Annotated in this window: 11 protein-coding genes; 4 read left to right on the top strand and 7 right to left on the bottom strand. The window is 69.3% G+C overall.

Annotation, left to right across the window (positions count from 1 at the left end; translation table 11 throughout):
• Positions 1 to 300: 300 nt before the first annotated feature.
• On the bottom strand, positions 301 to 561 hold the full coding sequence (locus BMZ47_RS21975) for a hypothetical protein (protein WP_091864205.1): 261 nt from the start codon (positions 559 to 561) through the stop codon (positions 301 to 303).
• Between the two features lie 194 nt (positions 562 to 755).
• Between BMZ47_RS21975 and BMZ47_RS21970 the strand changes: the two genes are divergently transcribed.
• Both BMZ47_RS21970 and BMZ47_RS21965 read left to right on the top strand, forming a co-directional pair.
• Positions 756 to 1,775, top strand: a complete 1,020-nt coding sequence (locus BMZ47_RS21970; RefSeq protein WP_091864204.1) for an SDR family oxidoreductase — start codon at positions 756 to 758, stop codon at positions 1,773 to 1,775.
• A gap of 142 nt (positions 1,776 to 1,917) precedes the next feature.
• Positions 1,918 to 2,793: an MBL fold metallo-hydrolase gene (locus tag BMZ47_RS21965; protein WP_091864243.1), complete on the top strand. Its 876-nt coding sequence runs from the start codon at positions 1,918 to 1,920 to the stop codon at positions 2,791 to 2,793.
• Between the two features lie 5 nt (positions 2,794 to 2,798).
• On the opposite strand, the gene BMZ47_RS21960 is transcribed toward BMZ47_RS21965, so the two are convergent.
• From BMZ47_RS21960 to nthA, 4 genes are all read right to left on the bottom strand, one after another.
• Positions 2,799 to 4,901 (bottom strand): methyl-accepting chemotaxis protein, encoded by a 2,103-nt coding sequence (locus tag BMZ47_RS21960; protein WP_091864203.1) that lies wholly within the window; start codon positions 4,899 to 4,901, stop codon positions 2,799 to 2,801.
• A 334-nt stretch (positions 4,902 to 5,235) separates the two neighbouring features.
• Positions 5,236 to 5,559 (bottom strand): nitrile hydratase accessory protein, encoded by a 324-nt coding sequence (locus BMZ47_RS21955; protein ID WP_091864202.1) that lies wholly within the window; start codon positions 5,557 to 5,559, stop codon positions 5,236 to 5,238.
• The gene (gene nthB / locus BMZ47_RS21950) at positions 5,556 to 6,215 is read right to left on the bottom strand and encodes a nitrile hydratase subunit beta (protein WP_091864201.1); all 660 of its coding nucleotides are present in this window, start codon (positions 6,213 to 6,215) and stop codon (positions 5,556 to 5,558) included. The genes BMZ47_RS21955 and nthB overlap by 4 nt, the downstream gene beginning before the upstream one ends.
• Positions 6,212 to 6,853, bottom strand: coding sequence for a nitrile hydratase subunit alpha (nthA, locus tag BMZ47_RS21945; protein ID WP_091864200.1), 642 nt, complete (start codon positions 6,851 to 6,853; stop codon positions 6,212 to 6,214). Before nthA ends, nthB begins: the two co-directional genes overlap by 4 nt.
• Before the next feature lie 200 nt (positions 6,854 to 7,053).
• Here nthA and BMZ47_RS21940 point away from each other — a divergent pair, with 200 nt between their 5' ends.
• The gene (locus BMZ47_RS21940) at positions 7,054 to 7,758 is read left to right on the top strand and encodes a sigma-70 family RNA polymerase sigma factor (RefSeq protein WP_039902324.1); all 705 of its coding nucleotides are present in this window, start codon (positions 7,054 to 7,056) and stop codon (positions 7,756 to 7,758) included.
• Between the two features lie 276 nt (positions 7,759 to 8,034).
• Here BMZ47_RS21940 and BMZ47_RS21935 read toward each other — a convergent pair whose 3' ends face one another.
• Positions 8,035 to 8,283 (bottom strand): hypothetical protein, encoded by a 249-nt coding sequence (locus tag BMZ47_RS21935; RefSeq protein ID WP_091864199.1) that lies wholly within the window; start codon positions 8,281 to 8,283, stop codon positions 8,035 to 8,037.
• Between the two features lie 119 nt (positions 8,284 to 8,402).
• On the opposite strand from BMZ47_RS21935, the gene BMZ47_RS21930 reads away from it, so the two are divergent.
• Positions 8,403 to 10,733, top strand: a complete 2,331-nt coding sequence (locus tag BMZ47_RS21930; protein WP_091864198.1) for an FdhF/YdeP family oxidoreductase — start codon at positions 8,403 to 8,405, stop codon at positions 10,731 to 10,733.
• Between the two features lie 12 nt (positions 10,734 to 10,745).
• Here the strand turns inward: BMZ47_RS21930 and BMZ47_RS21925 are convergent, their stop codons facing one another.
• Positions 10,746 to 12,137 (bottom strand): amidase, encoded by a 1,392-nt coding sequence (locus BMZ47_RS21925; protein WP_091864197.1) that lies wholly within the window; start codon positions 12,135 to 12,137, stop codon positions 10,746 to 10,748.
• Positions 12,138 to 12,140: the final 3 nt, after the last annotated feature.

The raw sequence follows: 12,140 nt of genomic DNA, 5'->3' as shown, positions 1-12,140 counted from the left end.
CAGGCGCCGTCATTGCGAGCGCAGCGAAGCAACCCAGGGCACCGCGCCATCCCCTGGAAGTGGCGCATCACTGGGTTGCTTCGCTGCGCTCGCAATGACGGTTCGGCGACTGCCAATCCGATCGGCGGACATCCCGATCGTCCTCTCGGCCTGAGGCGCACCTGCCGGTTCGGAAGAGTCCTTCGAGGCCTGCGCTTCGCTTCGCCGCCTCTGGATGCGGCACCCGAAATCGAACCGCCTCGCGTGCAGGAACACGGGTCGAACGGCTGCGGCCGATCAGGCGTCGACGCGCGCCGTCCCTCAAACCTTTCGGACTGCGCGCCCTTGGCCGCCGGCCATCCGGTTGATCTGGCGCTCGACGGCGTCCCGCAGGGATGCGCCGAGGTCGTAGGACCAGGCGATGTAGGCCGCGATCGTCGCGCTTACGACCATCACGGCGCTGGCCGCGCAGAGCGGCACCGCCAGCAGCAGGGTCAGGACCAGACCGACCGACATGCGCTCGCCGAGCGACGCTTGCGGCCAGGGATCGATCGGCAGGGACAAACGTCGTCCGTATCGCATGGCTGCGATCCTCGATGTCCGTGGCGCTTGAACTGTGTGCGACTACCGAGAACCAACAGCGCTCGGCGCCGGATGTTGCGCAAAGGGTTCCGAAAAGACCGGCGGCCGTGACGTTCCGGCACGGTGGTGCGGCGCAACCGGGGGCGGCCACACCCGTTGCCGCAGCGATTCGTCAACGATCGGGTGAGGACAGGATGGCGCGGGTTGCAGTCGTTACCGGAGGGACCGCCGGAATCGGGCTCGCGACCGCGCATCGCCTCGCCGCCGGCGGCTGGTCGGTGGCCGTCGTGGCGCGCGATCCCGGGCGGCTCGCCGCCGCCGAGCGGGCGCTCGCCGCCTACGGCCAGCCGGTCCTGGCGATCGCGGCCGACGTCGCCGACCCGCAGGCCGTGGACGCCGCCGCCGCGCGGATCGAGGCCGAGCTCGGACCGATCCGGGCCTGGGTGAACAACGCCATGTCCACCGTGGTGAGCCCCGCCGACGAGATCACCCCGGACGAGTACCGGCGGGTGACCGAGACCACCTATCTCAGCCAGGTCTACGGCACCCTCGCGGCGCTGCGTTACATGAAGCGGCGTAACCGCGGCGCGATCATCCAGGTCTCGTCCGGCCTCGCGATCCGGGCGGCGCCGCTCCAGGCGCCCTATTGCGCGGCCAAGTTCGCCGTCTCCGGCTTCACCGACGCCCTGCGCTGCGAGCTGCTCCACGACGACGTCGCCGTCAGCCTCAGTGTGGTCTACCTGCCGGCGGTGAACACCCCGCAATTCAACTGGGCGCGCAACCACACCGGTCACCGCCAATACGCCCCGGATCCGGTCTTCGACCCGCGGCTCTGCGCCGAGGCGATCGTCTACGCCGTCGAGCATCCGCGCCGGGAGGTCTGGGTCGGGCGCTCGTCGATGATGATGGCTGCCGCGCAGGCGCTCGCGCCCGCGCTGGCCGACCGCAAGGCCGCGTCGATGTGGTCCGCCCAGCTGTCCGACACGACGATCCCCGAGATGGACGGCAACCTCTACGATCCCGTGCCCGGCGAGGTCGGCATCGATGGGCGGTTCACCGACCGGATGAAGACCACGCGGGGCGAGTTCGTCACGAGCCGCACCCGCGACACGGTGGTCGGCGGCCTCGCCGGGCTGGCGCTGCTGGGGTTCGCCGCCGCGGCCGTGGCGGCCACCCGGCCCCGGCGGGCTGCGCTCCCGGACCGGACTCGCTAGACACGTCCTGGTTTCAAAAGGTCCGAGACCTTTTGCGGGTCCAGGGCGGAGCCCTGATCGTTCGGGGTTCCACCCCCGAACCCCGCCGAAGGGCTGCACTCTTTGGAAACCCGGGGCCATGCGCCAGGAGAGGTTCGAGACGATGCCCGGCTATCTGCCCTTCGCGGGCGCCCTGAAGCTGCCCGCCTATACCTGCGACAATTGTGGGTTCTGGCAGCGCCATTTCGAGGCGCCCCCGTCCTGCCCGATGTGCCTCGACGCTCGGCACGTGGTGCCCCAGGACGGCTGGCGGTTCCGCACCGCCCGGGAGGCGCAGGACGCCTTTCCCTGTCATTGGCAGGAGCTGGAACCCGGCGTCTGGCGGTTCTGGAACGAGCCGGTCTCCGGCATCGGCCCCTCCGCCTATCTGATCCGGACCGAGACCGGGAATATGGGGTTCGAGGGCTGCCCGGTCTTCAGCGAGGCCGCCCTCGACCAGATCGAGACGCTCGGCGGCATGCAGGTGCTCTCGGCCTCGCACCCGCATTCCTACGGCGCCCTAGTGCAGCTCCAGGACCGGTTCGACCCGGAATTGTGCCTGCCCGCGGCCGACTTCACCTGGAGCGCCGCTCTGCAGGTCAGCTGGCCCTACGACGACGTGCTGGAGCCCCTGCCCGGCCTGGAGCTGCACCGCACCGCCGGCCATTTCGACGGCCACGCCGTCCTGTTCGACCGCGCGCGCAAGATCTGCTTCTGCGGCGACGCCTTGAAGTTCGAGCTCGACCCCGCCGACCCGCGTCGGGCCACGACGATCTCGGCGCACAAGGCGTTCGTCCGGGGCGTGCCGCTGACGCCGAAGGAACTCGAACGCTACCGCCAGGTCTTCGCGCAATTCGAATTCGTTCAGACCTGGACGCCGTTCGAAGCGGCGAAGAATTGCGGCCGGCGCGAAGTTCTGGCGCTCCTCGACGCGCTTCTCGCCAGCCGCCCGCACGCCGCCCCGGTGCCCCTCGACAGCCTCCTGGCTCACGGCCGGTAGGGCGTTCAGGCCGCGCGCACCGTCGCGAGAAAGCGGGCGACCTCGGTGGTCAGGTGCTCGGATTGCCGCGACAGCACCGAGGCCGCCCCGAGAACCTGGCTCGCCGCCTTGCCGGTCTGCTCGGCGGCTTCAGCCACGTCGGTGATATGGCTGGTGACCTCGCCGGTGCCCGCCGCAGCCTGACCGACATTGCGCACGATCTCCTGGGTCGCGGCGCCCTGCTCTTCGACGGCTGCTGCGATCGAGGTTGCCACGCCGCTGATCTCCCGGATGCGCGCCGCGATACCGCCGATCGCCGTCACCGCCTGGCCGGTGGCGGCCTGGACTCGAGTGATCTGACCGGAAATCTCCTCGGTCGCCTTCGCGGTCTGTTCGGCGAGCGCCTTCACCTCGGAGGCCACCACCGCGAAGCCCCGGCCGGCATCGCCGGCGCGTGCCGCCTCGATCGTGGCGTTCAAAGCCAGCAGGTTGGTCTGCCCCGCGATCGACGAGATCAGGCCCACCACATCGCCGATGCGGGACACAGTGGTGCTCAGCTCCTGTACCAGGGCGCCGGTCTCCCCGACCTCGGCGACTGCACCCTGCGCGAGCTTGGCCGAGCCATCCACCTGCCGGCCGATCTCCTGCACCGACACGCCCAATTCTTCAGCGGCGGCCGCCACGGTGTTGACGTTGCTGGCGGCTTCCTCGGCCGCGGACGCGACGGTGATGGATTCGCTGGCCGTCTGCGTCGCGCTCGCGGTCATGGTCCGTGCGGTCGTCTGCAGCTCGGTGGCCGAGGACGAGACCTGGCCGACGATGCTGCCGATCGCAGCCTCGAAGCTGTCGGCCATCTGGTGCAAGCCGGTCTTGCGCTCGTTCGCGGCGGCCTGGCGTGCCTCGTCCGCCTCGACTTCCAGCGCCCGGGTGCGGTTCAGGTTATCCTTGAACACCTGAACCGCCGATGCCATCGTGCCGATCTCGTCGCTCCGCCCGGCCCCCGGCACAATCGTCTCCACGGCGCCGCCCGCGATCGCGTGCATGGCGCCCGAAAGGTCGAGGATCCCGCGAACGACGCGGCGATGGATGAGCCAGATGGCGGCGACCGAGACGGCAGTGGCCGCAAGTGCGACGGCCGCGAAGATGAGGAACGCATTCCGAGCGTCCCGAAACTCGAGCTCGGCATGGGAGACGACGGCCTTCATCATACTGGATGCCGTCTCGACCAGCGCGGTCAGGCCCTTGATCTGCTCACGCCGCCACGTCTCCAGATCCCGCTCGTTCGTCGGCATGCCGCCATCGGCGACCGTCCTGGCGATCTCGCTGCGCAGCCGATAGAACGGGCCCTCGAAGAACGCCTCGTTGGCCGCGCGGTAGGCGGCTTTGACCGAAGGGTCGACGTTGGGCAGGGTCATGATGCGGCCCACCATCCCCCAGGCGGTCGACGCCCGTATGCCGCTCGCACGGATCTCCTGGCGCTCGGCCTCCGTCGCGGCCCGGTGATTGACCACGACGTTGTAGATCGCCGCGCCTTCGTTGCCGCTATGCGTCCGTGCCAGCCACACGGCCGCGTTGCCGTCCAGCATCGTTCCCGTGCTCGGATCGAGAGTCCGGATCTCGCGCTCCAGCATCATGGACGATGCCTCCAGCGCCTTGACGATCTCCGGGCCGAGGTCGCGGAGCCGTTTGAGCATGGCGCCGTCGCGTGCCGCGATCGGAATATCGAAGGCCTTGTCGACCTCGGGGCGCATGCGTTTCCAGAGATCCATCAAACGGCCGATTTCCGCGCCGGATGCCTTGAAGTCATCGTTCGGGCTCGTGGACAGGGCCGCCAGGACCGCCGTGATGTTCTGGTCGAGATCCGGGCGAGCGCGGGTCGCGATGTCCCGATACTCGCGGTTCGACGACGGCTCGCCCATGAGGGCGACGTCGCCGTAGGCCCGTTCGAGCCGGAAGCGGATCAGGCTCGAGAACAGATTGCTGTCGATCGTCGCATTCGTCGCGACTGATTCGGCGGCGCTCCGTTTCCGGTTCTGACTGATCATCTCGAATGCCGAGATAGCAATTAGAGACGCGCTAAGCACTAGCGTAATGGCGATCAATATCGTCCGTATTGAGCTGCGAAACATTAGATTGGTCTCGATCTCAAGAATGCGTCGATCAGATCACGCGGAGATGCTTGATGTCAAGAACGGAAGAACTTCAAATGCTAACACTGACTGCCGTCTTGCGATGTGACGGCTGCGCAGGAATTTGACGTCCAGGACTTGTAGAATTGGACTCGATGACGTTGATTGGCGTCGTATCGAATATCGTGGACCGGCGATCGAACATCGTCGGCTTTCGTTGCCCACGCCGATTTTAGAGGGACAGCAGGCCTCGTGCGAGGGGATGCTGCAGCCCTTGCCGGTCATGCCGCCCCGCACGGTAACGGGGTCGTCCATCGCTCGGCGGCCTCCCGGCTCAGTCCTGGTAGAGCGGATCGTTCTCGAGCCGGATCGGCTGGCCGTGCGGCGTCGCCGCGGCGGCGCGCAGGAACGCCGCGGTGCGCGCCGCGACGCTCTCGGAGGCTGTAACCCCACGCTCGGACAGGATAGTTTCCAGCGTGGCGAGCGAGGCGGCGTAATCGGCCGCCCGCTCCGGCCCGTCCGTCGGCCGGATCTCCCGCCCGAGACAATCGGCCCATTCCGTCCAGGTGAACAGCCCGGCCTCCTGCAGGGAGACCACCAGGGCGAAGACCTGGGCCTCCCAGGGGGCCGCGAAGGCCTTGGGCGACGGCGTGCTCACGCCGGCTCCAGATAGGGTTCGAAGGCCGCCACCGTGACGATCCCGCCCGGGTCGCCGCTCGCGCCCCACAATTCCTGAGCGGTGAAGCTGACGGTGTACAACCAGGTCGGGTTCTCGCCCGCCTGGTACGCATTGGTATCGGGGTACACGAACGCGCCCTCGACGCGCTCGACCCGGCCTCGGCGCCCGCGGGCGTAGCGCGGCAGGCGGGTATGCCCGGTGGGATGGGCGTTCCGGGCCAGAACGATGTCGCCGACCGCGAAACGGGCGTGGGCGGCCGGCTCGCGGCTGCTCGGGAAGCCGGCGCGGAACCGGGCTTCCAGCCCGTCCCGGGCGAGCACCCGCGCCACCGGCCTGGCCGGCTCGGACGACCGGCCCGCCGCGATCTCGTCGGGCGTCGCGAGACCCGTGGCGGCGACCTGCTTCTCCAGGGCCGCCAGCCAGATTTCGTAGTAGCTCGACGCCAGATACTGCGCCGGCGGCAGCGACTCGCGGGTGGCGCGGCTGCCGTCGAGGTTCCAGGCACCGGTGAAGCCCATCGCCATCGCCATCGCGAAGACGCGGCGTTCCCAATCGGCGTGGAAGACCGGCTCGTCCGGCTCCGGCACCACGGGCCCGAAGCCGTGCGCGCCGCCGAGGTCCTGGGCTCCGTTCATACCGGCATCTCCGGCGGGGTCGGCGGGACCGTTCCGGGCAGGCCGGTGCCGATCATCGCGTCGCGGGTGACGAGGGCGGCCAGAGCCTCCTCGGAGAACCCCGCGGTGTTCGCGGGGCGCATCGGCAGGACCATGTAGCGGGTCTCGGCGGTGGAATCCCACACGGTGATCCGGGTGGTCTCCGGGATGGTGACCCCGAACTCGGCCAGGACGCCGCGGGGGTCGATCACCGCCCGGGCGCGGTAGGGCGGTGCCTTGTACCAGACCGGCGGCAGGCCGAGCACCGGCCAGGGGTAGCAGGAGCAGAGTGTGCACACGACGAGGTTGTGGGTCTCGGGGGTGTTGGCCACCACCACCATGTGCTCGCCGCCCCGGCCGCCGATGCCGAGTTCGGCGATCGCCGGGGTCGCGTCGGCGAGGAGCCGGGCCCGGTAATCGGGGTCGACCCAGGCCCGGGCCACGACCCGGGCGCCGGCATGCGGCCCGACCTTCGTCTCGTAGAGCTCGACCAGGGCGTCCAGAGCCGCGGGGTCGATATAGCCTTTCTCGGTCAGCAGGGATTCCAGCGCGCGGACCCGCGCCTCGACGGGCGAGAGATCGCTGCCGTGGGGATGGTCGTGTGCGTGGTCGTGGCTCATCCCGCTCTCCTCACGAACGATATTCTGCACCGATGCGGGATTGGGTGCCACACCCAGGAGTCGAACACCATTCATCGCGGCCGCGCCATCCTGCGTAAATTTCCCGATATTGCCGGGAGCGTTTGGCAATGGTTCAGGATTGCTCGGATACCCGGTTAGAGTCATTCCAGATAGCAAGTCAGGGGCCTCAGGGAACGCGCATGATCGATGATGGATCGAACCCGCCGGCCGGCCCCACGCCCGAGAGCGCCGCGCCCCGCTACGCCACGATCCTCGGTCAGCACCTCGCCCTGCCGATCCGCGACTATTTCCAGATCGTCGAGCAGGAGCCGCTCCCGGCCCAGCTCGCCGGCCTCGTGGAGCGGTTCGAAGCCGCCGTGGCAGCCCACGGCCAGGTCGTGGCGTTCGACTTCCGCAGCGACATCATCAAGGCGCTTCCGGCCCTGCGCACCTTCGCGCTGTCCCTGGTCGGCGATGTCAGCCGGGCCGACGACCTCGTGCAGGAGACCTTCGTGAAGGCCTGGGCCAACCAGGCGCGGTTCCGGCCCGGGACGAACTTCACCGCCTGGCTGTTCACGATCCTGCGCAACCAGTTCTACTCGGAGTTGCGCAAGAACCGGCGCGAGGTCGAGGATGTGGACGGCACCCATGCCAGCCAGATGACCAGCCTGTCCGACCAGGAGGATGCCAGCACGCTCAAGGTCGTGTGGAAGCAGCTCGGGACGCTCCCGGCCGCGCAGCGGCAGGCGCTGCTGCTGGTCGGCGCCGAGGGCCATACCTACGAGGAGGCCGCGACCAAGCTCGGCTGCCAGGTCGGCACCGTGAAGAGCCGGGTCAGCCGGGCGCGCTCCTCCCTCCTCGATACGCTGGGCGTGGTGGTGGCGGGGCAGGCCCCGGCGCCGTGACACGACGCCATCGCGCGCGTCCCTGAACGCGACCGGCCCGCGCCCGCGTCCCGGGTGGCGGTGGATCGATGCGCTGTGCCCCCGCTGCGAGAATGACGGTCAAGCGCAGCCTGCTGAGCCCTATGCAGTCCTGCCCTGGGCATCGCATCCGTCATCATCGACGCACGAGAGCAGCGCCCCGGCGGCGTGGGACCTGATCGAGCCCAGAGCTTTGGCGGTCGGTCTGGCCGCTCCGCGGAAACACCGCGCCGCCCCCGTCGTGTCGGGGCTGCCGGATCAGATCCGTCGTTCGCCCGCCCCTCCGCGGCTCTGCCGGACGCGGTACACCGCGACCATCGCGGCGGCCGCGACGCCGGCGAGGATCAGCGAGGGCCGGATGCCGGTCCGCGCGGAGGCCCGGCTCAGAGCGACTTCCAGCGCCCCGGCCGTGTTGACCGCACGCGGCACGACCTGCGTGTGAAGATAATGCTCGGGGGCTGACGGCCCGGAGGGCTTGTGCAGCATGTAATCGCGGCCGATAACCATGTTAACCTCTGTTATTGATGTATGTTGGGTGCGAATAAATTTCCGGGTCCGGGAATTCTTTTAGGAAACACCGGTCGATGGCAGGTGTTTCCCTGCCTTAGAGGTCCGGAGTTCACCTGTTGGAAAAGCCTACCTTTAAGCCGTACCGTCTGCCCTCCGGCGGATGGGGCTCGGCCTTCTCCGTCGGCAACATCCTGCGGCGTGAGGGCGTGCTGGCGAGCGTTCCGGTCGCGCTCACACGCCACAACAAGGTCGACGGCTACCAGTGCAACAGCTGCGCCTGGGTGAAGCCGGCGAGCCCCCTGCCCTTCGAGTTCTGCGAGAACGGGGTGAAAGCGGTGGCCTGGGAGCTGACGGCGCATCGATGCACGCCGGACTTCTTCGCCAAGCACACGGTGAGCGAACTCCTGGGCTGGGACGATTACCATCTCGAGCAGCCCGGCCGCCTGACCCACCCGCTCCGTTACGATGCCGCCAGCGACAAGTACGTGCCGGTCTCCTGGGGCCATGCGATCGAGGAGATCGCCCGCGAGCTGCGCGCCGTCGAGGACCGCAAGAAGGGCACGGTGTTCTACAGCTCCGGCCGCCTGTCGAACGAGGGGAGCTACCTCTACGGGCTGTTCGCCCGCCTCTACGGCAACAACAACCTGCCGGACTCGTCCAACATGTGCCACGAGACCACCTCGGTGGCGCTGCCGGCCAGCATCGGCCAGGGCATCGGCACGGTGGCGCTGGACGATTTCGGCAAGGCCGACTGCCTCCTGTTCTTCGGCCAGAACCCCGGCAGCAACGCGCCGCGCATGCTGCACCCGCTGCAGGAGGCGAGCCAGCGCGGCGTGCCGATCATCACCTACAACCCCCTCCGCGAGCGCGGGCTCGAGCGCTTCCTGAACCCGCAATCGCCCACCGAGATGCTGACCCGCAAGGAGACGCGGATCAGCTCGCAGTACCATCAGGTCAAGGCGGGCGGCGACCTCGCCGCGCTCGCCGGCATCTGCAAGGCGGTGCTGGCGCTCAACGACGCGTCGCTCGTGGCGGGCGGCGAGCCGGTTCTGGATGAGGCCTTCATCCAGGAGCACACCCACGGCTTCGACACCTTCCTCGCCTGGCTGGGGACTCAAGAGTGGGACGAGCTTGAGCGCCGCTCGGGGTTGCACCGGGCCGATATGGAATCCACCGCCAAGGTCTACAGCGTCTCGAAGGCGGTGATCGCCGTCTACGGCATGGGGCTGACCCAGCACCAGGCCGGCGTCGAGACCGTCCAGATGCTGGTGAACCTGCTGCTGATGCGCGGCAATATGGGCCGCGGCGGCGCCGGGATCTGCCCGGTCCGGGGCCATTCGAACGTCCAGGGTCAGCGCACGGTCGGCATCACCGAGAAGCCCGAGCTGTTCCCGCTCGACCGGCTCGGCGCGCAATTCGGCTTCGAGCCGCCGCGCGAGGCAGGCTACAACACGGTCGAGGCCTGCGAGGCGGTCCTCAAGGACGAGGTCCGCGCCTTCTTCATGCTGGGCGGCAACTTCGTCCGGGCGATCCCCGATCACGGCCAGATGGAGCCGGCCTGGCGGCGGATCCGCCTGACCGTCAACGTCATCACCAAGCTCAACCGCAGCGCGCTCCTGCCGGGGGAGATCAGCTACATCCTGCCGGTGATCGGCCGCCTGGAGATCGACGAGACCCAGGCGGGCCCGCAGGTGCTCTCGATGGAGGACACCTCGGCCTGCGTGCACGGCAATCGCGGCCTGCGCAAACCCGCCTCGCCCCATCTGATCAGCGAGATCCGGCTGATCTGCGAGCTCGCCCAGAAGGTGCTCGATCCCAACCCGCGGGTGCGTTGGGACGCGTACAAGCAGGACTATGCCGAGATCCGGAAGGAGATCGGCCATACGCTGCCGGATTCGTTCTGGGACTACGAGCGGCGCATGTGGGAGCCGGGCGGGTTCCAGCGCGACATGCCGGTCAAGCGCCGCGAATGGTGCACCGATACCGGCCGCGCCAACTTCGTCACGCCGAACGCGCTGGACGAGGATGCCGACATGCCGGCGATCGGGCACGACGTGCTGCGCCTCATGACCCTGCGCAGCAACGACCAGTTCAACACCACCGTCTACGGCTACGACGACCGGTTCCGGGGCATCAACAACACCCGCAAGGTCGTGCTGATGAACCGCTCGGACATCGACCGGCTGGGGCTCAAGATCGGCCAGGCGGTGACGCTCAAGACCGTCGCGCATGACGGCATCGACCGCCAGCTCGCGGGTTTGCTGGTCGTGGCCTACGACATCCCGATCGGCTGCATCGGCGGCTATTACCCGGAATGCAACGTCCTGATGCCGATCTGGCACTACGCCACCGGCAGCAAGACGCCGGCGGCCAAGATGATCCCGGTCACGATCCATGCGGAGAGCGACCGCGTGCTCGCGCCACAGCTGGAATACGCCGCCGGCTGAACCCCCCAAGCCTCAGACCGGCGGGCGGCGCCGATGCCAGTCGGTCGCCCGCTGGTAGGCCTGGCCGATCCGCAGGGCCATCGCCTCGTCGTAGCCCCGGCAGGTGATCTGCAGCGACAGGGGCAGCCCGGCGGCTGTGAACCCGTCGGGCAGCGCCAGGGCGCAGAGGTCGAGGAGGTTGCCGAAGCGGGTGAACCGCGACGGCAGATGCGCCTCGTCGACCTCGGCGAGCGCCACGGCGGCGGTCTCTGTGGTCGGCGTCAGCAGGGCGTCGATCCCCTCCAGGGCGGCGGCATAGGCGACCTTCATGGCGGCGCGGCGCTGGAGCGTGCCGAGATACTCCTGCGCCGAGACCTTCGCGCCGGCGAGGATCCGGGCGCGCACGGCGTCGCCGAGCTGCGAGCCCGGGTCCTCGGCCAGCGCGCCGTTGACGAAATAGGCCTCGGCGTTGGTGATCCCGCTCATCGCCACGCAGTCGCTGAACCGGAACGGCAGGGCGACGTCGACGATCTCGGCCCCCTGCTGGGCCAGGAGGTCGAGGGCCGCGTCGTAGGCCGCCAGCATGTCGGCGGCGACGCCCTCGCGCTCGGCATCCGGCATCCGCCCGAGGCGCAGGCCGCGCACGCCCCGGTTCAGGGTCGACCAGGGCGCGTCCGGGGCGATCCCCCGGGTCGTCGGGTCGAGCGGGTCGGGGCCGGAGATCGCCTCGTAGAGGAGCGCGGTATCCTCGACGGTCCGCGCCAGCGGGCCGGGCGTGTCCAGCGTCGTCGAGAGCGGCACGATCCCCCAGGTCGAGACGCGCCCGACCGTGACCTTCAGCCCGGTCAGCCCGCAGAAGGAGGCGGGCAGGCGCACCGAGCCGCCGGTATCGGTGCCGATGCCCCAGGGCGCCATCCGGGCCGCCACCGCGACCCCAGTGCCGCTGCTCGACCCGCCGGGCGTGCGCTGGGTCTCCGGATCCCAGGGGTTCCAGGGGGTGCCGAGATGCTGGTTGGTGCCCCAGCCGCCATAGGCGAACTCCACCGTGTGGGTCTTGCCCAGCACGATCATGCCCTGCGCGATCAGCCGCCGGGCGATGGTCGCGGTGCGCTCGGCCCGCCGCGCCCGGTGGGCGGCCGAGCCGCCCATGGTGATCCGGCCCTCCAGGTCGATCAGGTCCTTCAGCACCACCGGGACGCCGTGGAGCGGCCCGACCGCATGGCCGGCGCGGATCGCCCGGTCGGCGCCCTCGGCGGCCAGGCGCGCATCGGCGGCGAACACCTCCGTGAAGGCCTGGAGCTTCGGCTCCAGCTGCGTGACCCGGCCGAGCAGCGCGTCGACCGCGTCCACCGGCGAGAGTTTCCGCGATCCGATCGCCCGGGCGAGTTCGGCCGCGGAGGCGTCGACGAGTTCAAGATCAGCCATCGG

Origin of the sequence: Methylobacterium brachiatum (genome assembly GCF_900113845.1) — a bacterium.
GTDB lineage: Bacteria > Pseudomonadota > Alphaproteobacteria > Rhizobiales > Beijerinckiaceae > Methylobacterium > Methylobacterium brachiatum.
The sequence above is the reverse complement of the archived record's forward strand: the minus strand, read 5'-3'. Positions and strand labels throughout refer to the sequence as shown.